Origin of the sequence: Methylocystis sp. B8, from assembly GCF_005771425.1 — a bacterium.
Taxonomy (GTDB): Bacteria; Pseudomonadota; Alphaproteobacteria; order Rhizobiales; family Beijerinckiaceae; genus Methylocystis.
In genome coordinates this window covers 23227-46580 of record NZ_VBTZ01000004.1, presented here as the reverse complement: position 1 = coordinate 46580, position 23354 = coordinate 23227, and the positions used below count along the sequence as shown (strand labels likewise).

General features: G+C 61.6%; 22 protein-coding genes. 11 read left to right on the top strand and 11 right to left on the bottom strand.

Going from position 1 to position 23354, the window contains the following annotated elements:
• Positions 1–23 precede the first annotated feature (23 nt).
• Positions 24–893, top strand: coding sequence for a ParB/RepB/Spo0J family partition protein (locus tag FEV16_RS08895; protein ID WP_138167276.1), 870 nt, complete (start codon positions 24–26; stop codon positions 891–893).
• 140 nt (positions 894–1033) lie between these two features.
• Here FEV16_RS08895 and FEV16_RS08890 read toward each other — a convergent pair whose 3' ends face one another.
• Positions 1034–2764 carry an OmpW family outer membrane protein gene (locus tag FEV16_RS08890; protein WP_138167275.1) on the bottom strand — a complete coding sequence of 577 codons (1731 nt, stop codon included), beginning with the start codon at positions 2762–2764 and terminating at the stop codon, positions 1034–1036.
• A 342-nt stretch (positions 2765–3106) separates the two neighbouring features.
• Here FEV16_RS08890 and purL point away from each other — a divergent pair, with 342 nt between their 5' ends.
• From purL to rsmA, 5 genes are all read left to right on the top strand, one after another.
• Positions 3107–5350, top strand: a complete 2244-nt coding sequence (gene purL / locus FEV16_RS08885) for a phosphoribosylformylglycinamidine synthase subunit PurL (RefSeq protein ID WP_138167274.1) — start codon at positions 3107–3109, stop codon at positions 5348–5350.
• A 1-nt stretch (position 5351) separates the two neighbouring features.
• Complete coding sequence (locus FEV16_RS08880; RefSeq protein WP_171015179.1) at positions 5352–5582, top strand: BolA/IbaG family iron-sulfur metabolism protein; 231 nt, start codon at positions 5352–5354, stop codon at positions 5580–5582.
• 48 nt (positions 5583–5630) lie between these two features.
• The gene (gene grxD, locus FEV16_RS08875) at positions 5631–5975 is read left to right on the top strand and encodes a Grx4 family monothiol glutaredoxin (protein WP_138167273.1); all 345 of its coding nucleotides are present in this window, start codon (positions 5631–5633) and stop codon (positions 5973–5975) included.
• Positions 5976–6113: 138 nt separating this feature from the next.
• Entirely contained in the window at positions 6114–7109 is a 996-nt protein-coding gene (pdxA, locus tag FEV16_RS08870; protein ID WP_138167272.1) for a 4-hydroxythreonine-4-phosphate dehydrogenase PdxA, read from the top strand.
• Positions 7110–8039, top strand: a complete 930-nt coding sequence (rsmA, locus tag FEV16_RS08865) for a 16S rRNA (adenine(1518)-N(6)/adenine(1519)-N(6))-dimethyltransferase RsmA (protein ID WP_138167271.1) — start codon at positions 7110–7112, stop codon at positions 8037–8039. It abuts the gene before it with no gap.
• Here rsmA and FEV16_RS08860 read toward each other — a convergent pair.
• The 4 genes from FEV16_RS08860 to mltG form a co-directional block, all read right to left on the bottom strand.
• Positions 8033–8392 carry a DUF488 family protein gene (locus FEV16_RS08860; protein ID WP_138167270.1) on the bottom strand — a complete coding sequence of 120 codons (360 nt, stop codon included), beginning with the start codon at positions 8390–8392 and terminating at the stop codon, positions 8033–8035. The two genes, rsmA and FEV16_RS08860, sit on opposite strands and share 7 nt — an antisense overlap.
• Before the next feature lie 31 nt (positions 8393–8423).
• Positions 8424–9065, bottom strand: a complete 642-nt coding sequence (gmk, locus tag FEV16_RS08855; protein ID WP_138167269.1) for a guanylate kinase — start codon at positions 9063–9065, stop codon at positions 8424–8426.
• An 84-nt stretch (positions 9066–9149) separates the two neighbouring features.
• Positions 9150–10052 carry a YicC/YloC family endoribonuclease gene (locus FEV16_RS08850; RefSeq protein WP_138167268.1) on the bottom strand — a complete coding sequence of 301 codons (903 nt, stop codon included), beginning with the start codon at positions 10050–10052 and terminating at the stop codon, positions 9150–9152.
• Positions 10053–10127: 75 nt separating this feature from the next.
• Positions 10128–11831, bottom strand: a complete 1704-nt coding sequence (gene mltG / locus FEV16_RS08845) for an endolytic transglycosylase MltG (protein ID WP_246657243.1) — start codon at positions 11829–11831, stop codon at positions 10128–10130.
• Positions 11832–11940: 109 nt separating this feature from the next.
• On the opposite strand from mltG, the gene FEV16_RS17255 reads away from it, so the two are divergent.
• On the top strand, positions 11941–12339 hold the full coding sequence (locus tag FEV16_RS17255) for a hypothetical protein (protein ID WP_246657242.1): 399 nt from the start codon (positions 11941–11943) through the stop codon (positions 12337–12339).
• A 439-nt stretch (positions 12340–12778) separates the two neighbouring features.
• Here the strand turns inward: FEV16_RS17255 and fabF are convergent, their stop codons facing one another.
• The 3 genes from fabF to fabG all read right to left on the bottom strand — a co-directional run bounded on the left by fabF (position 12779) and on the right by fabG (position 15412).
• Positions 12779–14041 (bottom strand): beta-ketoacyl-ACP synthase II, encoded by a 1263-nt coding sequence (gene fabF / locus FEV16_RS08840; RefSeq protein ID WP_138167266.1) that lies wholly within the window; start codon positions 14039–14041, stop codon positions 12779–12781.
• Between the two features lie 94 nt (positions 14042–14135).
• Positions 14136–14375 (bottom strand): acyl carrier protein, encoded by a 240-nt coding sequence (locus FEV16_RS08835; protein ID WP_014891668.1) that lies wholly within the window; start codon positions 14373–14375, stop codon positions 14136–14138.
• 299 nt (positions 14376–14674) lie between these two features.
• Positions 14675–15412 carry a 3-oxoacyl-[acyl-carrier-protein] reductase gene (gene fabG / locus FEV16_RS08830; protein WP_138167265.1) on the bottom strand — a complete coding sequence of 246 codons (738 nt, stop codon included), beginning with the start codon at positions 15410–15412 and terminating at the stop codon, positions 14675–14677.
• Positions 15413–15830: 418 nt separating this feature from the next.
• Between fabG and FEV16_RS08825 the strand changes: the two genes are divergently transcribed.
• The gene (locus FEV16_RS08825) at positions 15831–16619 is read left to right on the top strand and encodes an outer membrane beta-barrel protein (protein WP_138167264.1); all 789 of its coding nucleotides are present in this window, start codon (positions 15831–15833) and stop codon (positions 16617–16619) included.
• Between the two features lie 194 nt (positions 16620–16813).
• Here FEV16_RS08825 and fabD read toward each other — a convergent pair whose 3' ends face one another.
• Complete coding sequence (gene fabD, locus FEV16_RS08815; RefSeq protein ID WP_138167262.1) at positions 16814–17761, bottom strand: ACP S-malonyltransferase; 948 nt, start codon at positions 17759–17761, stop codon at positions 16814–16816.
• 308 nt (positions 17762–18069) lie between these two features.
• Between fabD and FEV16_RS08810 the strand changes: the two genes are divergently transcribed.
• Entirely contained in the window at positions 18070–18636 is a 567-nt protein-coding gene (locus FEV16_RS08810) for a nucleoside deaminase (protein ID WP_246657241.1), read from the top strand.
• Positions 18637–19086: 450 nt separating this feature from the next.
• Positions 19087–19641, top strand: coding sequence for a hypothetical protein (locus FEV16_RS08805; protein ID WP_138167261.1), 555 nt, complete (start codon positions 19087–19089; stop codon positions 19639–19641).
• 73 nt (positions 19642–19714) lie between these two features.
• Here the strand turns inward: FEV16_RS08805 and acs are convergent, their stop codons facing one another.
• Both acs and FEV16_RS08795 read right to left on the bottom strand, forming a co-directional pair.
• Positions 19715–21649: an acetate--CoA ligase gene (gene acs, locus FEV16_RS08800; protein ID WP_138167260.1), complete on the bottom strand. Its 1935-nt coding sequence runs from the start codon at positions 21647–21649 to the stop codon at positions 19715–19717.
• 221 nt (positions 21650–21870) lie between these two features.
• On the bottom strand, positions 21871–22509 hold the full coding sequence (locus FEV16_RS08795) for a cyclic nucleotide-binding domain-containing protein (RefSeq protein WP_138167259.1): 639 nt from the start codon (positions 22507–22509) through the stop codon (positions 21871–21873).
• Between the two features lie 185 nt (positions 22510–22694).
• Between FEV16_RS08795 and leuD the strand changes: the two genes are divergently transcribed.
• On the top strand, positions 22695–23300 hold the full coding sequence (gene leuD, locus FEV16_RS08790; RefSeq protein ID WP_138167258.1) for a 3-isopropylmalate dehydratase small subunit: 606 nt from the start codon (positions 22695–22697) through the stop codon (positions 23298–23300).
• The last annotated feature ends 54 nt before the right edge of the window (positions 23301–23354 follow it).

Below are 23354 nucleotides of genomic sequence, written 5' to 3'. Positions count from 1 at the left end.
AAAGAAAAAGGAGCTTTTTGCAGATGGCGGAGGAATCGCGGCGCCGGCTCGGCCGGGGATTGGCGGCGCTTCTCGGCGACGCCGCCGCAGACGTCGCCACGGTCGAGCGGCCAAGGGGTCCGCGAAAGGCGCCGATCGAGTTTTTGCGGCCGAACCCGCGTAATCCGCGGCTTTCCTTTCGCGAGGAAGATCTCGCCGAACTCACCGCCTCGATCCGTCAGAAGGGGGTCATTCAGCCAATCGTCGTGCGCGCCCTCGCCGGCGTCGCCGACGCTTATGAAATTATCGCCGGCGAGCGGCGCTGGCGTGCCGCGCAAATGGCGGGACTCTCCGACGTTCCGGTCGTCATCCACGAAGCTGACGACAAGGAGGCGCTTGAACTCGCCATCATCGAGAATGTTCAGCGTGCGGATCTCAACGCCATCGAAGAGGCGAAGGGTTACGAACGGCTCGGCGAAGAGTTCGGCTATTCTCATGGCGAAATCGCCAAGATCATTGGCAAGAGCCGGCCGCATATCGCCAACACGATTCGCCTGCTGAATCTGCCGGAAGAGGCGAAAAAGCTCGTAGCCGAAGGCGCGATCTCGGCCGGTCACGCCCGCGCGCTTCTTGCCGTCGCCGACCCGGCCGCGGTGGCGCGGCGCATCGTCGAAAAAGGAATGACCGTCCGCGACGTCGAACGGCTCGCTCAGGACGAAATCAAGAATATTCGGCCGGCGAAACGTTCTGGTCGTTCCGCCAAGGACGCCGATACGCGCGCCATTGAAAAAACTCTGAGCGACGCGCTCGGGATGCGCGTTGAACTTCGTCCTGACGGAGAAAAAGGCGAGCTGCGTATCCGCTATGGCTCGTTGGAGCAGCTCGAGTCGATTTGCCGGTTGCTAGGCGGATAAGGTTTTTACGCCGCGTCCACTGGGCGCCGGGCCAGGCCCCACTATGCAACGCTCAACTGAATCTAAAAACCCCCGGCGCGAGCCGGGGGTTTTTAGCGATCTGAAACCGGCCCATTGTGAGCCGGTTTCTTTGTCTATCGTCAGAACAGCGGAGACAGGAGGCTGCCGCCGAAGCGATAGGTCAGACCCGCCGAGACGACGATTGGATTGATCGGCAGAGACACCTTGACCGGGATAAAGATCGCTGGAGATCCAGGAAATCCAAGCCCTGGCGCCTGCGGGGCAAAGGAGACGACCGTGGAGTGAACCGTCGGATGCATGCCGACATATTTGAAGTCAAGGTTCACGCCCCAATGCTCGTTAAGCATATAGTCGAAGCCGACCTGTCCAACCGCGCCCCAAGAAGGGGTAACCGTGGCATATTGGAATGAGCTGAAGACACCCCCAAGACCCAAGCCGGCAAGCGGCGCCCCAGCGGGGAAAGGAATCGACCAGGTGTCATTGTTGACACGGACATTCCAGAAGGTCGTGAAGTTAACGCCGACGCCGACATAGGGTTGGAAAGCGCCGAAATTGGTGAAGTGATACTGCGCCATGACAGACGGCGGGAACAGCCAGGCGCGGGCGAAGTCGCTGGCGATCGTGCCGGTGCCTTGGATATGATGGGGCGTTACGCAGCAAATCGCCTCGATGGCCCAGTTCTTGGTGAGGTAATAGGCCGCATCAATCATTGGGATGATCGATGTCGAGGTGTTCGTGCTCGCGTTGGCGACCACGCCATTCCAGCCAGTAAGGCCCGAGAGCACGCCAATGGAGCCAAGGCCAGGGTAGCCAGCGCCCGAGTCGAAAACCGTGCCATGGCCGGCCAACGGAATGACGCCGGCAACCTTCAGGCGAACTTGGAATGGCTGATAGCTATCCACGAAAGCCGCCGGGGGCGGACCCTTGATAGAGGGCAGAGCGCCGGCGACGCTCGAAGGCGCTATAGCTGCGAAGGGGTCGAAATGCCAGTTTATGCCCGCGCGAACTGTATGAAAGCGGGTCGGTGAGCTATGCGTCGCTGCGAAGATCGGAGTCGTGACGCCGAAGCCTGCAAGCGCGGGAAAGCCGCCGTTGAGCGGTATCGAATTAACCGTCGTATTGCCCAGATCGACATAGAGATATTCGGCCTTGAGCGACCACGACGGGAACATCGAGGGCGACCATTCGATGCCGCCGCCCGCCGCCCAGCCGACTTTGGTGTTGTCGAAATAGCCGTGACCGACGGAGCTTATTCCCTGAGTGAGGAAATTGTCAGCGAACCCGACGTTGTTGATGACTTGGCCATAGGCGAAGCCGCCAGTGCCGTAGACCATCACATTAGGTATGGAGGGAAGAGTTAGGCCGATCCTGCCGCGCACCGTGCCGAACCAATCGACGTTCTTCGTCGAATTGATGCTCTGTATGTGGGGCCCGAAGGCGTCGACAAGGCCAATCGCTGTGTTGCTGTGGGACACCGCATCGGTGGCCTGGATGTCCGCCTCGACGCCAAGGACGAGCCACGGGTTGAACTGATAATTGTAACCGAGCTGTCCGCCGCCGGCGACGCCATGCAGATTCTGGTCGACGCTCCAGGCCGAGCCAAATGGCGCTATCGGGGCTCCAAACGTTACCCCGGCCGGCAGGAAGGGGGTGAGATAGCCGAGGCCGCCCGTTTCCCGAGAGCTGTCGCCGAAGGCATAACCGATGTTCACGCCGCCGTAGAGGCCGGTCCAGGTGAATACGGGCGGCGCAGGCGGCGGAGCTTTGTAAACGGGCAGATCAGCGGCAAACGCGGCGCCGGCGCTCCCGACCATAAGAGCGGCCAATGTGCCGCGGACAAAATTCTTCATCGGAACCCCCGGATTAAATTCTGCGATGACGGTCGACGACAAAGGCGCCGAAGTCACTGTCACGTTGCTCTAAAATTTTGGTAATGCAACCGCATCTGATGCAAAATTAGGCTACGGGCTGCTCATTCTTGGCGGCTGTGTCTCTACGGCAACAATCCTTGTAATCCATGTGAGATAGCTGGCGCCTTGCTTTGCTGCAGTCGCTGCCATGGAAAGAACCGAAGGTTTGACTTTAGGCAGCCTCACGGCTTGCCGCGTCAAGTCCTGCGCAGTAAGCCTTTCGCCGCCAAAGCGCGGCGAAAAATTGCGAACCGCGCAGAAATTCCGCCAATGCGAGGATAAGTGAGCGCCACTGAACCCGCCGTCACGCCGGATCTCGCCGCCGCTCACGGCCTCAAGCCTGATGAATATGCGCGCATCCTAAAGCTCATCGGCCGCACGCCGAGCTTCACCGAGCTCGGCATTTTCTCCGCCATGTGGAACGAGCATTGTTCATACAAATCGTCGCGCATTCACTTGCGTAAGCTCCCGACGAAGGCGCCTTGGGTGATTCGCGGTCCGGGCGAAAACGCCGGCGTGATCGATATCGGCGACGGCGACGCCTGCGTTTTCAAAATGGAAAGCCACAACCACCCGTCCTTCATCGAGCCCTATCAAGGCGCGGCCACGGGCGTCGGCGGCATTCTTCGCGACGTGTTCACGATGGGCGCGCGGCCGATCGCCTGCCTGAACCTTCTGCGCTTTGGCCGTTCCACGCACCCCAAGACCCGGCAGCTCGTCGCCGGGGTGGTGGCCGGCATCGGCAACTATGGCAATAGTTTCGGCGTGCCGACAGTCGGGGGTTCGACGGAATTCGACGCTTCCTATGACGGCAATATTCTCGTCAACGCGATGGCGGTCGGGCTAGCGCGCACCGATTCGATTTTTTATTCGGCCGCTGCGGGCGTCGGAAATCCAATCGTCTATCTCGGCTCGAAGACCGGGCGCGACGGCATTCATGGGGCCACCATGGCGTCGGCGTCTTTTGAAGAAGACGCGGAGGAAAAACGTCCGACTGTGCAGGTCGGCGATCCATTTTCGGAGAAACTGCTGCTCGAGGCGTGCCTTGAGCTGATGGCGTCCGGCGCGGTCATCGCCATTCAGGACATGGGCGCCGCCGGCCTCACCTCTTCCGCGGTGGAGATGGGCGCCAAGGGCAATCTCGGTATTGAGCTCGACCTCGACGCCGTGCCTTGCCGCGAGGAGGGCATGACCGCCTATGAGATGATGCTCTCCGAAAGCCAGGAGCGCATGCTCATGGTTCTTAAGCCTGAACTCGAAAAACAGGCCGAGGCGATCTTCCGGAAGTGGGGGCTTGATTTCGCGATCGTCGGCAAAACAACCGACACGCTCCGCTTCGTCGTCAAGCACAGGGGCGAGGTCAAAGCCGATCTGCCGATCAAGGAATTGGGCGACGAAGCTCCACTTTATGATAGGCCTTGGACGCAAACGCCCCAGCAGACCGCGTCCGACCCGGGCTCGATCAAGGCGCCCTTCTCGAACCGCGATGCGCTGCTGAAACTTCTCGCAACGCCGAATCTCTGCTCCAAACGCTGGGTCTGGGAGCAATATGACCACCTCATTCTCGGCAATAGCGTGCGCCCCCCCGGCGGCGACGCCGCGGTCGTCCGGGTGAAGGAGGGGCCCAAAGGGTTGGCGCTCACGACCGACGTTACCGCGCGCTATTGCGCGGCTGACCCTTATGAGGGCGGCAAGCAGGCGGTCGCCGAGAGCTGGCGCAACATCACGGCGCGGGGCGCGACGCCGCTGGCGCTGACCGACAATCTGAATTTCGGCAATCCAGAGCGGCCCGAATATATGGGCCAGTTCGTCGGCTGCCTGCAGGGCATCGGCGAGGCGGCGCGCGCCCTCGATTTCCCAATCGTTTCAGGCAATGTGTCGCTCTACAACGAGACGCAGGGCGCTGGCATTTTGCCGACTCCGGCGATCGGCGGCGTTGGCGTCATCGCCGACGTGTCCAAAGCGGCGCAAACAGGCTTCGCGCGAGAGGGCGATACCATCCTGCTCATCGGCCAGACAAAGGGCTGGCTCGGCCAGTCAGCCTATGCGCATGATCTTTGCGGACGCGCCGACGGCGCGCCGCCGCCCGTCGATCTCGCCGCTGAGCGCAGGAACGGCGATCTCGTTCGGCGATTGATCCTTTCCGGGCGCGTCAGCGCGGCGCATGATATTTCGGACGGCGGCCTCGCCGTCGCGCTCGCCGAAATGGCGTTGGCGGGCGACATGGGAGCCGAAATCACACACCTTCCCGAGGGCCTTCGGCGCGCGGCGCTCTTTGGGGAAGATCAGGCGCGCTATCTTGTGACTGTCGCGCAGGGCGAGGCCGCTGCCGTTATGAAGGAGTGCGCGGAGGCCGGCGCGCCCGTCCAGGCGGTCGGGCGCGTCGGGGGCGACGCCTTGATCCTTCCTGGAGAGGCGCCGATATTGCTGACCGAGTTGCGCGAGGGGCACGAGAGCCCGCTGCCGGCCTTCATGGGCGGCGATGATAATGCGTTTTCGGGCGCTTTCCCGACAGAGGTGTCATAAAATGCCCATGCCAGCCGTTGAAATCGAGCGTCTTATCAAGGCCGCCATTCCCGACGCGCAGGTGGAGCTGACCGCGCTCGTCAATGATGACGATCATTGGGCGGCCACGGTCGTCTCTGAGCAATTCCGCGGCCTCACCCGCGTTAGGCAGCATCAGATGGTCAACGCGGCTTTCGGCGACCGCCTAGGCGGGGAACTGCATGCGCTGCAGCTGACGACGCGGGCGCCATAACTCTCTCTTCACCCGGCGCCTTGAACGCCGCAACAAAGGCAAACGAAAATGTCCGACGACGCTAACGCCCGCATCAAGAGTGAAATTGAATCCTCCGACGTCGTGCTCTTCATGAAGGGCACGCCGCAGGCGCCGCAATGCGGCTTCTCCATGCAGGTGGTGCAAATCCTCAATCACCTGGGCGTGCCTTACAAGGCGATCAATGTGCTCGCCGATGGGGTGATCCGCGAAGGCATCAAGGCCTATTCCAATTGGCCGACGATCCCGCAGCTTTACGTAAAGAATGAATTCATCGGCGGCTGCGACATCACGAAGGAAATGTTCCAGAGCGGCGAGCTTGTCGCTTTGTTGGACAAGGAAGGCGTGCCCCATGCGCAGATCGGAAAGGCCTAAGCCTTTCCGTTGACGGGTTACACGATTGCTGCGCGTCGCTTTAAAATGAGCGACGCGCATTTTTTATGGATTTGATCGTTCTGCGCGCGCATATGCAGCGTCGGGAATATTCCCAAGCGCGGTTCAGAAAGTGGCGTCATGGCCCCGCCCATCGCTCTGACACAAGGCGACCCTTCGGGGATTGGGCCGGAACTCGCGCTCATGGCCTATGTCGCGCGTCACTCATGCGATCTGCCGCCCTTCTTCTTGCTCAGCGACCCGGCGTTTATCGCGCGCACCGCGGCCAATCTCGCGCTCGATATCGAGATCGAACAGACCACGGCGGCGCACGCGGGCGACGTATTCTCCCGTGCGCTGCCTGTCGTGGATACGGGGCGACGCGTCGTGAGCGTCGTCGCCGGCAGTCCTGATTCCGCCGACGCCCCTTCAACGCTGAGATCGATCGAGCGAGCGGTCGAATGCGTCGCCAAGGGCGAAGCGCGCGCCGTCGTCACCAATCCGATCGCGAAATCGATTCTGTACAAAGCCGGATTCAAACATCCCGGACACACGGAATTTTTGGCCGAGCTCGCGCACCGCCATTATGGCGGCGATTATCGCGCGGTGATGATGTTGTGGTCGCAAGAACTCGCGGTCGTTCCGCTTACGATTCACATTCCGCTCGGTGATGTGGCCAAGCGATTGACGCGCGAATTAATCATTGAGACAGGCGAGATCGTCGCGCGCGACCTCGGGACGCGCTTTCACATCACAAAGCCGCGGCTCGCCTTTGCAGGACTCAATCCTCATGCGGGCGAAGACGGCGCTCTCGGCCGCGAGGAAATCGACGTCATCGCGCCGGCGATCGCGGAATTACGGGCGCGTGGCGTCATTGCGTCTGGACCTTTTCCCGCCGATACGATGTTCCACAAAGCCGCCCGCACAAAATACGACGTGGCGTTGTGTCCGACGCATGATCAGGCGCTGATCCCGATCAAGACGCTCGCTTTCGAGCGCGGGGTCAATGTCACGCTCGGTCTTCCCTTCGTGCGCACGTCGCCCGATCACGGCACAGCCTTTGATATTGCCGGCAAAGGCGTCGCCGATCCGACGAGTCTTATCGAAGCGATCAAACTTGCAGGACGCATGACGTAAGTGAGCGACTCGCTGCCGCCTCTGCGAGACGTCGTCGCCCGCTACGGACTCGACGCGAAGAAATCGCTTGGACAGAATTTTCTGTTCGATCTCAATCTCACCGCACGTATTGCGCGCGCCGCAGGGCCGTTCGAGGATACGCTCGTCGTCGAGATTGGCCCCGGGCCTGGGGGATTGACGCGCGCATTGCTCGAGCAAGGCGCGCGCGTCATCGCGGTCGAACGCGATTCTCGTTGTCTAGCGGCGCTGGAAGAGATCGCTGCATATCATCCCGGCCGACTGACGATCGTCGAAGGCGATGCGCTGGAGATCGATGTTGCGGCATTGGTCCTGGAACAGTCGCCGTCATTGCGAGCCGAAGGCGAAGCAATCCACGGGACGCCCCACGACTCTGGATTGCTTCGCTCCGCTCGCAATGACGGTCTGAAGATTCGAGCTCGAATCTGCGCAAACCTTCCATACAACATCGCCACTGCTCTCTTGACGAAATGGATAGAGGCGGAGCCTTGGCCCTCTGTCTTCGATCGTTATGTTCTGATGTTTCAAAAAGAGGTGGCGCTGCGAATCGTCGCGACGCCAAAGGAGCGCGCCGATTACGGTCGGCTCGCGGTGCTGTGCGGCTGGCGCACGAAGGCGCGCATTCTTTTCGACGTGTCGCCCGCCGCTTTCACGCCGCCGCCGAAAGTAACCTCTTCCGTTGTCGAGCTTACGCCCAATCCTAAGCCGCTTGAATGCGATCCGCGCGCTTTGTCGCGCGTCACGCAGGCCGCTTTCGGACAGCGCCGAAAAATGTTGCGGCAGAGTTTGAAGTCGCTCGGCGTTGACGCCTCGGCGCTCCTTGCAGCGGCTGGAATAGAGGAGACGAAGCGCGCCGAAGAAATCGACGTCGCGGGCTTCGTCGCTCTCTCCAACGCGCTTTCGGCTCAGTGACGTTTGCGCAGATAATCGCGCAGCACGACCGCGTTGTTCATGGCCTCATCATGCGCCGCGTAAAGCAGCGTGACGTGATCTTTACGAGCAAGATCGCGGATCGCGTCGATTTGCTGCTGCGTCTCGGGCGTGGCGAGCTCTGCACGATAGCGCTTCTCAAATTCTTCCCAGCGTTCCGGTCTATGACCGAACCAGCGCCTCAGCGTATCGCTCGGCGCGACATCTTTCACCCAAAAATCGATGTGCGCTTTGGTTTTGCTTAGGCCGCGCGGCCAAAGACGATCGACGAGAACGCGCGTTCCGTCTTCCGCCTTTGCGGAGTCATAAACGCGCTTGAGAGCGATAGCCGCCATGTGGAGAACATAGCGCGCCAAATGCGAAGAACTATTCGCTTAAGAGCTTGGCGACGAATTGTTCGATTTCCTTGTCGCGCCTTGGCCGTCGCTGTCGCTCGGCGCACAGAATCGCGATCAGATCTTCGAAGGCGCGCTGCAGATCGTCATTGACGATCACATAGTCGTAATCTTTCCAGCGCGCGATCTCCTTTCGCGCATTCTCCAGCCGTCGCTCGATCGCGTCCCGTGAATCTTCAGCGCGGCGCTCCAATCGCGCGCGCAATTCGTCCATCGACGGCGGCAAGATGAAGACGGTAACGGCGTCCGCGCCCATCTTCTCGCGCACCTGGCGCGTGCCCTGATAGTCGATGTCGAAGAGACAATCGCGGCCTTGCGCAAGGATGTCTTCGACCGGCGCGCGCGGCGTGCCGTAGAAATTGCCGTGAACCTCGGCCCATTCCAAGAGCTCGCCGGAGTCGCGCATGGCGATGAAGCGACGTTCGGTGATGAAGCTGTAATGGATGCCGTCAACTTCGCTCGAGCGCCGTAAGCGTGTCGTCACTGAAATCGACAGCGTCAAGTCGAGATCGCGATCCTGCAACAGCATTCGCGTCAGAGTCGTCTTCCCCGCGCCCGAGGGCGAGGAAAGAATGAGGACTATGCCGCGGCGGCTGGATTGGATCGGAGGCATGTTTTTCAAGAGAGAGTAGCGAGTAGCGAATAGTGAGTAGTCAGTAGCGGCCCTTGTGTCTACTCACTACTCACTATTCACCATTCACTCGATATTTTGCGCCTGCTCGCGCAGCTGCTCGACCTCGATTTTGAGTTCGAGCCCAATCGCCGTGAGTCCGGCGTCGTTCGATTTGGCGCAGAGCGTATTGGTCTCCCGGCCAAGCTCCTGCGCGAGGAAATCCAGGCGGCGGCCGACCGGCCCGCCCGCGGTAAGAAGTTTGGAAGCGCTCTCGACATGCGCCTTCAACCGGTCGAGCTCTTCGCGAATATCGGTCCGAACCGCAAGCAGCGCCGCCTCCTGATGCAGCCGCACTGAATCCAAGCCTTCGGCATTCTCCAGGAGTCGCGCGAGTTGCTGCTTCAGCCGCGCACGAATCGCTTCGGGCTGGCGCGCTGGCGCCGCGTCGGCCTGCGCGGCGAGGATCGATATGCGATCGAGCCGTTGACGAAGAATCGTCGCAAGAGCGTCGCCTTCCGCTTTGCGCGCTGCGATCAGCGCGTCCAGCGCTTCGTCAAGCGATGCAAGAATTTGTGTCTCAATTTCCGCGCGTTCGGCCTCTGAGAGCTCCGGCTCGACGATCTCAACCACCCCGCGCACGGCGAGAAGACCATCGAGCGTCGCGGGTCCCACATTGGACGGCGGCAGTTCGGAAAGCCCGGCGAGAAGCGCGTCGAGAGCGGCGCGGTTCAGACGAGCGACCTGGCTTTCGTCTTCGCGCTTCGCGGCGAGATTGGCGAAGACCGCTCCGCGCGCCAGCCGCGCGGCGATTTTTTCCCGCGCTTTGATTTCCACGGAGTCGAAATCAGGCGGCGTGCGCAGACGCAGATCGAGCCCTTTCGCGTTGACGCTTTTGAGCTCCCACGCATAGCGGAAAGAGCCGACGGCGCCTTGGACGCGGGCGAATCCCGTCATGCTGAGAATGCTTGCTTGTTTAAGAATGGTCATTTGCTGCGGCGGGTCCGAGAGGACGAAGTGAAGCGCGGCTTGCTCGCGCCGCGCTTCACTATCGCCGCGTCGGCGTTACCGCAAATCGGCAGTCGAAGGGACCGTCTTAGCTGAGGTGAGATCCCAGCTCTTGTCACGCAGCGGGTCGAGCGCAGTGCCTTCTGAGGCGTCGAAAGCGCGCGGATGAGAGGGCCGACCGCCAGTCGGGGCCAACGCCGTGGCCTCCGGCGGCGGCGCGGCTTCCTGAGCGGCTCTTTGAGCGAGCGCTTCGCCGGGAAGCTCGTCCGAGCCCGCAGCAAGTCCGAGGCGCGCTGCGCGCGCTTTCTGCTCGGCGCGCTGCGCAGGCGAAATAGGATATGCCGCCATGTCGGAGCCGGCGTCAGGCTGCGCCTCCGGGCTTTGGCGCGAGACAGTTGTCGTCGTCATATCCGGATTGAGCCGCTCCTCCTCTTCATCGGCGGGCGGCGGCGGACGGCTGGCGAGGAGCGAGGGATCAAACAATCGTTGGGCGCGGGGCTGCGTGGTTTCGTCGGTAAAGAACGGGCGCGCAGATCTCAAAGCGACAAATTCCGCCGTTAGAACTTGCGTGCGGTCGCCATGGCCGCCGAGAAGGAAATCGGCTTCGGCATAACCGAATTTGCCGAGGCGGTGGGTCGGACCGTCATCGGGCGCCATGGCTCGGCCCGGCGGATAATCTTCGTGATTTTCCGCGACATTGACGAGACGTCCAATTGGAGCCTGCGTGCGTTTTTCGGGTTTTGGCGCGGCCGGCGCGGGGACGCCCGGCGTCGCGCGATCAATCGTTTCGTCGTTCTTTTCTTTCTCCAGTCGCCGCCAGTTCTGGACGTTGCGCGAATGCTGGTCGAGGGATTCGGAGAAGACGTGGCCGCCCGTGCCGTCAGCGACGAAGTAGAGGTCGCGGGTCGGCGCCGGATGCGCCGCCGCTTCGAGCGAAGCGCGGCCCGGATTGGCGATCGGCCCCGGGGGCAGACCGTCGATGGCGTAGGTGTTGTAGGGCGTCCACTTGTCGATCTCGGCGCGCATGATCGGTCGTCCGAGCGTCGCCTTGCCGGCGACGAGTCCGTAGATGATCGTCGGATCGGACTGAAGACGCATGCCCTTGCGCAGCCGGTTGAGGAAGACCGCGGCGACGCGCGGCCGCTCTTCGCTTTTGCCGGTCTCTTTTTCGACGATCGAGGCCAGCGTCACCAGTTCGTAGGGCGTGCGCAAAGGCAGATCGGGCGCGCGCTTCGCCCAGATCGCTTCGAGCGTCTTGCGCTGGTCCTCCTGCATTTTGGCGATGAGACGCGCGCGCGGATAGTTGCGCGGGAATTTGTATGTTTCGGGCAGCAAAGCGCCTTCCTTGGGAAGGTCGTTGATGTCGCCCGCGAGCAGGTCAGCTTCTTTCAACTTCTGCACGATCTGTTCCGAGGTCAAACCTTCCGGAATCGTCACGCTGTGCATGATCTGACGACCGGAGGCGATCTGATCGATCACATCGCGCAGGCTGATGTTTTTCTTGAAGCCATATTCGCCGGGTTTCAGCTTTCCGAGCTTGCCTTCGAGAAGCAGGCCGAGCTGCATGAGCGTCGGACTGGAAATCACGCCTTCGCGCTGGAGCTGAGAAATGATCTCAAGCAAATCGCTGCGCGGCGGGATATAGACGACCTTGTCGGCTAGGAGCGGGCCCGGCTCCTTCAACTTATGCGTTGCGGCGATAAGCCCGAAGGCGCCGGCGACAAGCGCGACGAGCACGAAACTCAAAAAGCCGCTCGCCATCGAAAGCGTGCCTTCGCGTCGCTTTTTTCGCTTTTTCGGCGGCGGCGCGGGCGCGGTCTGCGGCCGTTGGACCTGTTTGGCGCTTTGCGGCGGCGCGCGTCGTTCAAAAATGCTCGCGCCCGCGGGAGCGACAGGAGGCGGCGCCGCAGCGGGCGCTTCTGGCGGCGGCTTGACGGGCGGCGCTTCGGTCGCAAGAACGGGTGGCGCCGGCGCCGTCTCAGGCGGAGGAGGAGGCGATATCGGTTCCGCAGGCGCCGGAGCTGGTTTTGTCGGCGGAGCGTATATCCTCGCCGCCGCCGGCGCTTCTTCCTTCGGCGGCGGATTCACGCGGAAGGGTGAGGGCGTTGCCGGCGTTGCGGAAGCTGGCGGCGACAGGCTCGGGGCCTGGGATAGAGTCGAAACCGCCGCGGGCTTTACGGCGGAAGTTTCCGCGGGCTTCGCGGAGGGAGCTTCGGCTACGGGAGCTTTGGGCGGCTCGGGCGGCGTGTGGGGCTTGGCTGTGGGGTGAGGCGGACTTGGCCACTTTGGCGCCGCCGCCAGGGGTTTCGCGGGTCGCAACAGCGGCGTGCTTCCAGATTCCGGCGCAGGCGCCGCTGTTGAGGGTTTTGCCGAGGGCGTCGAAGCGATATCTGCAGCTTTGCCCTGCGGCGCAGCGGAGTCTTCTGTGGGGGCGCTTTGCGGGGAAGCTGGGGCGTCGTCGTCGCGAGAGGACGCGGTTTCCGCCTTTACCACGGCGGAATCCGCCGTGGGCGGTACGCCAGCGGCTGCTTGCTTTTCGGGCGCGCTTTTTTCGTCCGCTTCGCTCATCGCAATACGCCCACTACAAAGCTGAAGATGTCGCGCGGCTAACTAGCGCCGAGGACTTACACTATGCCTCATTGTGGCGAATTCAGGAACGCCCGGTCTGGCCGGCGATTCCTCAAAATGAGCTGACCGACTTTGAGCGATCAAGAGGCGCGGCGAAACAGCAGCGAGGCGTTCGTGCCGCCGAAGCCGAAGGAATTCGACAGCGCGATATTGATTTCCTTTTCGCGCGCCTTGTGCGGCACGAGATCAATCGCCGTTTCGACGGAAGGATTGTCGAGGTTGCGAGTCGGCGGCGCGACATTCGCCTGCATCGCGAGGATCGAATAAATCGCCTCGACCGCGCCTGCGGCGCCGAGCAGATGGCCGATCGCAGATTTCGTCGACGACATGGCGAGTTTGGCTTCGACATTGCCGAGAAGACGTTCGACGGCCTTGAGTTCGATCTCGTCGCCGAGCGGCGTCGACGTGCCATGCGCGTTTACGTAATCGATGTCCGCCACCGAAATGTTGGCGCGCTTCAGCGCCGCCTTCATGCAGCGATAGGCCCCGTCGCCATCGGGCGTCGGCGCGGTGATGTGATAGGCGTCGCCTGACATGCCGTAGCCGATGAGCTCGGCATAGATTTTCGCGCCGCGCGCCTTCGCGTGCTCATATTCTTCGAGCACGACGCAGCCGGCGCCTTCGCCAAGCACAAATCCGTCGCGATCCTTGTCGTAAGGCCGCGAGGCGGCTTCGGGACGATCGTTGAAACCGGTCGAAAGCGCTCGGCACGCGGCGAAGCCGGCGACGCCAATGCGATTGACAGGCGATTCGGCGCCGCCCGCGACCATCACGTCGGCGTCGCCCATCGCGATGATGCGGCCCGCGTCGCCGATGGCGTGCGTGCCGGTCGCGCAAGCCGTCACCACCGCAGAATTCGGTCCTTTCAGGCCATGCATGATCGACACATAGCCGCCCGCGAGATTGATGATTCTGCCCGAGACGAAGAAAGGCGACACGCGACGCGGTCCCTTCTCCCTCAAGGTGACGGAGGTTTCGTAAATGCCGCCGAGTCCGCCGATGCCCGAGCCGATCAGAACGCCGGTCGTTTCCTGCTTTTCAGGCGTGTCGGCAACCCAGCCGGCGTCTTTTAGCGCCTGCGTCGCGGCGCTCGCGCCATAGATGATGAAATCATCGACCTTGCGCTGTTCTTTGGGGTCGAACCAGTCATCGGGATTGAACGTGCCGTTCGCGCCATCGCCTCGCGGCACGACCGCGGCGATCTGACAGGCGAGGTCGGAGACTTCGAATGTATCGATACGCTTGAAGCCGCATTCGCCGGCGGCTAGACGGCGCCAGTTCGTCTCTACGCCGCAGCCCAAAGGAGATACGACGCCAAGACCGGTGACGACCACCCTGCGCATGGCTCAACTCTCATACTTTTTGTCGTTGTCGAAATAGCGATGGCGGCGAAGCCTCGCGAGAGATTCGCCGCGCGCTTGGATCTTTATTAGTCCGTCAGGCGGCCTTCGCCTTTTCCAGGAACTTCACGGCGTCGCCGACAGTGAGGATCGTCTCGGCGGCGTCGTCCGGAATCTCGACGCCGAATTCTTCTTCGAAAGCCATCACGAGTTCGACGGTATCAAGCGAATCGGCTCCCAGATCGTCGATGAAATTGGCTTTGTCGACGACCTTGTCGGCTTCGACGCCGAGGTGCTCGACAACAATCTTTTTCACGCGCTCGGCGACATCGCTCATCTTCTTTGATCCCTGTCTGCATTTGGCGCTTACTCGCGCCGTGTGACGACTTGAAGCAGGCCGGCTGGCGCGCTCCGCAATCGCCATTCATCCCTTTAACTTGCAATCGCTCGCCGACCGCCCTGATATGCGCAAGACGTGTGGCGGCTTGCGCCCCGGGTTGAAATCGCGGCGACGCCGCCCCTCAGCGGCGAGGCTCTGGTAGCATACTTCCCTGGGCATGGCGAGAGGCGCGCCGCGCTCGCCGCGGACGCGGCGAAAGGTCGCCGCAGACGCGTTCCGCGCAGCGTTCGTCCTTGCTAGATCATCGCCATGCCGCCGTTAACATGCAAGGTCTGCCCGGTGACGTATCCCGCCTCCTCGCTCGCGAGATAGACGCAGGCGGCGGCCACATCAGCGCCGGTTCCAAGCCTTCCGGTCGGGACCATTCGAAGAATCGCTTCTTTCTGCGCGGCGGTCAGCGCGTCGGTCATCGGGCTTTCGATGAAACCTGGCGCAATGCAATTGACCGTTACGCCGCGCGAGGCGACTTCCGCCGCAAGCGATTTTGACATGCCGATCATGCCCGCCTTGGCGGCGGCGTAATTGCCCTGGCCGGGATTGCCTGTCACGCCCACGACAGAGGTGATTTGAATGATGCGGCCAAAGCGCTTCTTCATCATTCCGCGCAGCGCCGCGCGCGACAATCGGAAGGCCGACGTCAGATTGACGTTGATGACGGCCTCCCAATCCTCGTCCTTAAGCCGCATGAACAACATGTCGCGGGTGATTCCGGCGTTGTTGACAAGAATATCCAGCCCGCCCATCGCCGCTTCCGCGGCCGGCACGAGCTTCTCGGTCTCTTCTTTTTGAGAAAGATTGCAAGGCAAGATGTGCGTGCGGCCATTCAGTGCGCCGGCAAGCGCCTCTAGCGCCTCTTTCCTCGTGCCAGAAAGCGCCACGGTCGCGCCGGACGAATGAAGCGCGCGCGCGATCGCAGCGCCGATTCCTCCGCTTGCGCCCGTCACCAGCGCGGTCTTGCCGTTTAGATCGAACATTCCCTCTCCTCCCACCTGCCCATGGCGTGAGCCTTATAGCTCAGTTTGGCGAGTGGCCTTTTTTCAGTCGCGGTTCAACGTCAGATGGCCGGCTTCGAAAAGGCGCTCGCATCGGCGCCCGGTCCGAAGGCGGGTGAATGGACGAGCGCTATCTCGACTTCGTTTCGCAAACGACGGATTCGAGGCCGAATTGCTCAGTTCGTGCATCGGGATGACCGTTAAATCCCCATGTGACCCAAGTGCAACACTAGAAATCTTTTGGCCTTTTTGGGCCCGATTTTACCTTCTGTTTGTTGTTTCCCGCGTGAAATTTGACCACACTCCGCCGTGCTTGGGGTCAGCGTCAACGAACGTCCGAGAGAGTCACGGGACTGGCGCACCTATTAATTTAAGTTGGCTCGAACTGAAGGATAGAAAGATGAAGACAGCGATTTCGGCTCTGGCTCTGGCGACGGCGCTTTTCGCCGGCGCTGCGAGCGCCGCCGACCTCCCCTCCCACAAGGCGCCCCCGCCTTACATCCCCCCGCCGCCGGTCATGACCTGGACCGGATTCTACGCCGGTCTTAACCTCGGCGGCGGCTTCCAGGATCGCACCTCCTCCAACGTGTGGAACTTTGGTTGGGGCGGCGGCAGCGGCGGTCGCGGCGGCGTCGTCGGCGGCGGCCAGATCGGCTATAACTTCCAGGTCACGCCGATGTTCGTCGTGGGCGTGGAGACCGACTTCCAGGGCACCAGCATCGGCTCCGGCGGCAACGGCAACAATTTCCTGTTCCCGTTCCTGGTCGGTCCCGTGCTCTTCCCTGGCCTGCCGTTCTTCGGCTTCGGCGGATCGGTCGACACCGCCCGCATCAACTGGTTCGGCACGGTTCGCGGCCGCGTGGGCATCACGCTGCTGAGCCCGCAGCTGCTCCTCTACGGCACGGGCGGCTTCGCCTATGGCGAAGTGCAGCGCAACGGCTGGTGGAACCAGAACAGCGCGGTGCAGACCGGCTGGACCGCTGGCGGCGGCGCCGAATACATGTTCATGCCGAACTGGTCCGCCAAGGTCGAGTATCTGTACACGCAGATCAGCGGCCAGGGCAACAACGGATGGTTCAGCTTCGGCCTCAACAGCCCGAACAACCGCACGCGCTTCCACACGATCCGCGCTGGCGTGAACTATCACTTCAACTTCGCCTCGCCGGCTCCGGTGTTGGCCAAGTACTAATCCGCTCATCGGCCTTGCGGTCGAGAGGATGGGCCCGGTCTTTACGACCGGGCCTTTTCTTTTGTCTGTCTTCCAGGACTCTAGATCACGCTGCGTTTGGGCGGAATCGCCCAAATGCAGATAACGTGATCGATTCTAAAAGTTTAGAGCGCGCTTTACGCGAAAAACCGGATTCCACTTTTTCGCAGCGCGCTCTATGCGAAGGCGCGATAGGCGTCGAAATCGGCTGGCGCGCCGACCGATATGCCGGCGGCTTGCGGCGCGATACGCTTCAATAGCCCCGCGAGAACCTTGCCCGAGCCGCATTCGACGAATTTCGTCACGCCGTGATCGGCCATATAGGCCACGCATTCGCGCCAGCGCACCGCGCCGGTGACTTGCTCGACGAGCAGTCGGCGAATCGCCTCCGGGTCCTGCGTCGGCGCCGCCGTCACATTGGCGACGACCGGAACGCCCGGCGCGCTGATCGCCGCTTTAGCAAGCGCGTCGCGCATGGCGTCCGCTGCGGGCTGCATCAGCGCGCAATGGAAAGGCGCGGAGACCGGCAATAGCACCGCGCGCTTGATCCCCTTGTCTTTGGCGATGTCGATCGCCTTCTCGACGGCTGCCTTGGCGCCTGAAACGACGACCTGTCCGCCGCCATTGTCATTGGCGACCTGGCAGACGCCATTGGCGGCCGTCGCAGCTTCCTCAGCAATGGCGCGCGCCTGATCGAGGTCGGCGCCGAGCAGCGCCGCCATCGCGCCTTCTCCGACAGGGACCGCCTTCTGCATGGCGTCGCCGCGAATGCGTAACAGTCGCGCCGTGTCGGAAATCGTCAGCGCGCCGGCGGCTGCGAGCGCCGAATATTCGCCGAGCGAATGTCCGGCGACGAAGGCGGCGTCGCGCGTAAGATCAAGGCCGCATTCGGCCTCCAGCGCGCGGATCGCGGCGAGAGAGACCGCCATCAGCGCCGGTTGGGCGTTGGCGGTGAGCGTCAGCTCGTTTTCCGGTCCTTCGAACATGAGTTTCGACAGCGGCTGCGACAGCGCGTCGTCGACCTCGGCGAAAACCGCGCGCGCCGGCGCAAAGGCGTCGTTGAGCGCCTTGCCCATGCCGACCGTCTGAGACCCCTGACCCGGAAAAATGAAAGCCTTCGTCATCTGCAACAGCCCCATTAGCACTTTGGCGCAAGGCGACTGGTTTCCTCATCCTGAGGAGGCCCCACCCAGGTCGGGCTTGCCCGACTTGGGCTTGAAACGCGATCTCGGGTTAACCCGAGATCGGTGGGGCCGTCTCGAAGGACGAGGAAACTGATCTCGTCGCGCCCTCGTGCTTCGAGACGCCTGCTTCGCAGGCTCCTCAGCATGAGGGCTTAAGTCGCCCGCCAGCTTCCGAAGCGCCGCGAGTGGCATTGTGCGGTTCGCCATGTCAAGTTGGCGCAAGGACGTTCGACGGGCTGGGGCGAGAAATGAGCCATAAGACATGCGATTGCGGCGGCGGTCGCTTCAACCGGCGCTCCGCTCTGGCGACAATGGGCGTTGGTCTCGCGGCTGCGATTGGCGCTTCGCCCGCGCACGCCAAGGCGAAACGCTCGCCGGTCCGACCGGAGGATGAGGGCTTCATGCGGCTCGCGATTGCGGAAGCCGCGAAAGGCGATTTTCCCTTCGGCGCAGTGATCGTGCGCGAGGGCAATGTCGTCGCGACGGGGCGCAATCTCGGCGTGACGAACAATGATCCGACGGCGCATGGCGAGATGGTGGCGATCCGCCGCTTCGTCGCCGACAATCCGGCGAAGGAGCTTAAAGGCGCGACGCTTTATACGTCGGGCGAGCCCTGCCCGATGTGCATGGGCGCGATCGTCTGGTGCGGAATCGGGCGCGTCGTCTACGCCGCTTCGATCGCGCAATTATCGAAACGGCTCGGCCAGATCATGATCACGAGCCGCGCTGTGGCCGAAGCCACGCCCTTTCTGACGGTCGAGATCACCGGCGGCGTGCTCGCGCCGGAAGCGCTCGCGCTCTTCGACAAGAAGTAACGCGTCTGTTGCCTTGAAGGGCAGGTGCCTCTGCCAGCCGGGGAACACTCGTCCCCTTTCGGACTTTCCCGGTGAGGACGGCGAGCACTTGTCAGCACGTTTTAGGACTATCAGCACTATGAGGACAGCGCGCGGGCATCTAGTTAATTGAAATATCAGAAGAAAGCGTAAGTGGTGCGTCAGCGTTTAAGAAACTCACTTATGTGAGTTACAAAAAATATTGAAAACTAGAGAGAATGAATTGCAAAATATTGCAACTAAGATGACGCGAGTAAATATCTAAATCATTGAAATCAAAGCATTTTAAAAATAGAGTCGGAATCGTCGTCGTCGGCGAGGTCCAAACTCGCTTCAGTAGTCGAAAGGGGTCGGGGTCCAAACCCGGCCCCGCTCCGGACTTATCGAGCTACCCTGATCCGAGGAAGCGACTCTTTTAACGCGGAGGGTCTAATGAGCACACAGCGTAACGGCAACGCCATCGTTAAGAAGCAACTAGTTCAAAGAGAGCTTTTACGGCCGGGCGCGGAGCCTTGGCTTTGGCACCGAAAGGCCAACAAAGGCTTCGCTACCATCCCGAAGACGATGCCCCTCGTGTTGCAAATCATGGACGACTTGAGCAACGGCAAGCCGGTTTCATCGACTTATCTCGGACTTTGGTGTTCCACCTGGGATAATTCGATGGTGAACATCGCCAAGCCTCCGGAGATGGCCCATGCGGCAGGTTTTACCGGACAGCGTGCTGCTTACACGTGGGGCGGCCGAATGCAGATACTTCGCCAGCTCGCCTTCATCGACATCAAACCAGGAACGGCAGGTCCGATTAGTCACATCCTAATTTGGAATCCTCATTGGGTGATTCGTTGGCATCATGCACATAAAACGCCGGGTCTGGTGGAGGCGAACTTCAACGCCCTGCTTGAACGCGCTCTGGAGATTGGAGCCAATGACATGCTGGAGGATATTGTCATTCCGACACCGACGCCGCCGGCCCCTGCGGCGGCATGAAAATTGACTAGATCTGCTCGAATGAGTCGCGACTAGGACCAAAAAAGGAGTGCTGCTGTATTTGAGTTAGGCCTTACAAGGGCGGTCTGTTCTTCACCAACTCCTCCACCACGCCCGGGTCGGCGAGCGTCGACGTGTCGCCCAGCGCGCCGAATTCTCCTTCGGCGATCTTGCGCAAAATGCGCCGCATGATCTTGCCGGAGCGCGTCTTCGGCAGTCCCGGCGCGAATTGCACGATGTCGGGCGTCGCGATCGGCCCGATCTCATGGCGCACCCAATGCACCAGCTCCTTGCGCAGATGTTCGCTCGGCGCCACGCCCTGATTGAGCGTCACGAAGGCGTAGATGCCCTGTCCCTTGATGTCGTGCGGATAGCCGACGACGGCCGCTTCGGAAACCTTCTCATGCGCGACGAGCGCGCTCTCGACTTCCGCCGTGCCGAGGCGGTGGCCCGAGACATTGATCACGTCATCGACGCGGCCGGTGATCCAGTAGTAGCCGTCGGAATCGCGCTTGGCGCCGTCGCCGGTGAAATATTTGCCGGGGAAGGCAGAGAAATAGGTCTGCGCGAAACGTTCATGATCGCCATAGACGGTGCGCATCTGTCCCGGCCATGAATCGGCGATGACGAGCAGGCCCTCGCATTGGCCTTCAAGAACATTGCCGAGCGGATCGACGATCTCGGGCGCGACGCCAAAGAAGGGCCGCGTCGCCGAGCCCGGCTTCAGATCAATCGCGCCGGGCAGAGGCGAGATCAGCACGCCGCCGGTTTCCGTCTGCCACCATGTGTCGACGATCGGGCAGCGGCCTTCGCCGACGATTCGGTGATACCATTCCCATGCTTCGGGATTGATCGGCTCGCCGACGGAGCCGAGCAAGCGTAGCGACTTGCGGCTCGTCTTTTTGACGGGCGCTTCGCCCGCGGCCATCAGCGCGCGGATGGCGGTCGGCGCCGTGTAGAAAATATCGACCTTGTGTTTATCGACGATCTCCCAGAAGCGCGACACGCTCGGATAATTCGGCACGCCTTCGAACATCAGCGTCGTCGCGCCGTTGGCGAGCGGGCCGTAGAGAATATAGCTGTGGCCTGTCACCCAGCCGACGTCGGCCGTGCACCAATAGACGTCGCCTTCGCGATAGTCGAAGACGAGTTCATGGGTGAGCGAGGCGTAGACGAGATAGCCGCCGGTCGTATGCAGCGCGCCCTTCGGCTTGCCGGTCGAACCTGACGTGTAGAGAATGAACAGCGGATCTTCCGCGTCCATCTCCGCATAGGGACAATCGGCATGTACGCGCGCGGCTTCTTCCTCGTAGCGGAAGTCGCGGCCGGGCTGCATGTCGATCTCGGCGCCGGTGCGCGTCACGACGATGACAGTTTTGACGGAAACCTTGTCGAGCGCGGCGTCGACATTGGCCTTGAGCGGAATTTTCTTGCCGCCGCGCAGGCCTTCGTCAGCGGTGATGATGACGTTTGACTCTGCGTCCGCAATGCGTCCGGCGAGCGAATCCGGCGAGAAGCCGCCAAAGACCACCGAATGAATCGCGCCGATGCGGGCGCAGGCGAGCATCGCGAAGGCGGCTTCGGGAATCATCGGCAGATAGATGGTGACGCGGTCACCCTTCTTGACGCCATGCTTCTTGAGCACATTGGCGAAGCGGCAGACTTCTTCATGCAGCTCGGCGTAAGTGATGTGGCGCGAGACGGAAGGATCGTCGCCTTCCCAGATGATCGCGGTCTTGTTGGCGCGCTCCGGCAAATGCCGGTCGACGCAATTCATCGCGACATTGGTGGTGCCATCTTCGAACCAGCGTATCGCAACATTATGCGTATCGAAGCTTGTACGCTTCACCTTTGAAAAGGGCGTGATCCAATCGATGCGCTGCGCCTGTTCGGTCCAGAAGCCGTCTGGGTCTTTCAGCGAGCGCTCATAGAGCTTGCGATAGCTTTCCCCGTCGATGCGCGCGTTTTTTTTCCAGTCGTCCGGGACGGGGTAGATTTTTTGTGACATTCGTTTCTCCGTCTGCGCGTCAGCAAACGCCAGCCCGTCATGGCCGGACTTGGATCGGCCATCCACGCCATGATGCTGCGCGATCCCTATTCAGCGGATCGTATTACAGTCTTTCAACTGCAGCCGATACGTCCGCGTGGATGCCCGCGACAAGCGCGGGCATGACGCGCCAAGGGACAAGCGCGGGCATGACGCTCAAGGCATGTCGCAAGGCGGCGCGCTCATCCTTTGCCTGCGCGCGCCAACTCGACATTGTGCTGCATGCGCCGAACCATGAGCCGCATCAGGTAAAAGCCGAATTGCGGGGTCTGCGCCGCGAGCTGTAGGAGGTCGTCATAGCGCACGCAGAGCAGTTCGACGTCGGTCGCGGCTACCGCCGTCGCGGTGCGGCGGTTCTCATTGGTGAACATGCCCATCTCGCCAAAGAGCGCGCCGGGCTTCAGCGTTACGTCCGGCTCGCGCAGATAGATGTCGCCGCGCACCAAAAGATAGGCTTCCTCCGACAGATCGCCCTTGCGATGCAGTACGAAGCCTTCGGAAAGTTTGAGCGGCTTCATATAGGGGCGCAGCCATTCGAAATCGAAATCCTCGGAGGCGGCGGCGCGAATGTCCTCAACGAGGCGCTGCATCTGCCGCAGCCGCAGCACATTGACCGGCACCAGAAAGGCGTTGAGCGCGAAGAGCGGATAGAGTCCCTTGAGAAAGAAATAGAAGGCGAACAGCGCATTGGCGAGGATCGCCGCGATGCGCAAGGGGATCATGGTGTTCGACACATAGACGAACACGCTCGCCGCGGCGGCGAGATAGCCGACCGCTTCGACGGGCCAATTGTAATTTTGCGGAATCAGATGCTGCAGCATTTCACGAGCAACTTGGCGCGGAGTTCTGACATGTTAGCAGAAGGCCGCGCGCCCGCGCGAGAGCGGGCGCCAATCCACGAGCGGTTGGGCCGGCCCGGAGCGCGCGAGCGGGTCTCGACGCTTTGCGACCGACCGGCCGATTTGCTACATGGGCCTGGGGCAGTGTCGTCCCAGGCCTGAGGAAAATGGAAAAATTCACCACGCTGACTGGCGTCGCCGCGCCGCTGCCGATCATGAACGTCGATACGGACATGATCATCCCGAAGCAGTATCTTAAGACCATCCAGCGCACTGGCCTCGGCAAGGGTCTCTTTTCGGAGATGCGCTATCGCGAGGACGGCTCGGAGAACCCCGATTTCGTGCTGAACCAGCCCGCCTACCGCCAAGCCAGCATTCTCGTCGCCGGCGATAATTTCGGCTGCGGCTCGTCGCGCGAACATGCGCCTTGGGCGTTGCTCGATTTTGGGGTCCGTTGCATCATTTCGACGAGCTTCGCCGATATTTTCTATAACAATTGCTTCAAGAACGGGATTTTGCCGATCACGGTCGGCGAGGCCGAGCTCGACAGACTGATGGACGACGCCCAGCGCGGCGCGAACGCTACGCTGACCATCGATCTTGGGGTGCAGGAAATTCGCGGGCCCGACGGCGGCGTCATCAAGTTCGACATCGATCCGTTTCGCAAGCATTGCCTGCTGAATGGTCTCGACGACATTGGGCTGACGCTCCAAAAGGCCGACAAGATTGATGACTATGAAAAGCAGGCCGCAACAAAGCGCCCTTGGGCCTAATTGCGATAGTGCGGCGCCGCCACGATATTTCCGAAGCGGCGCTTATGGGATAGA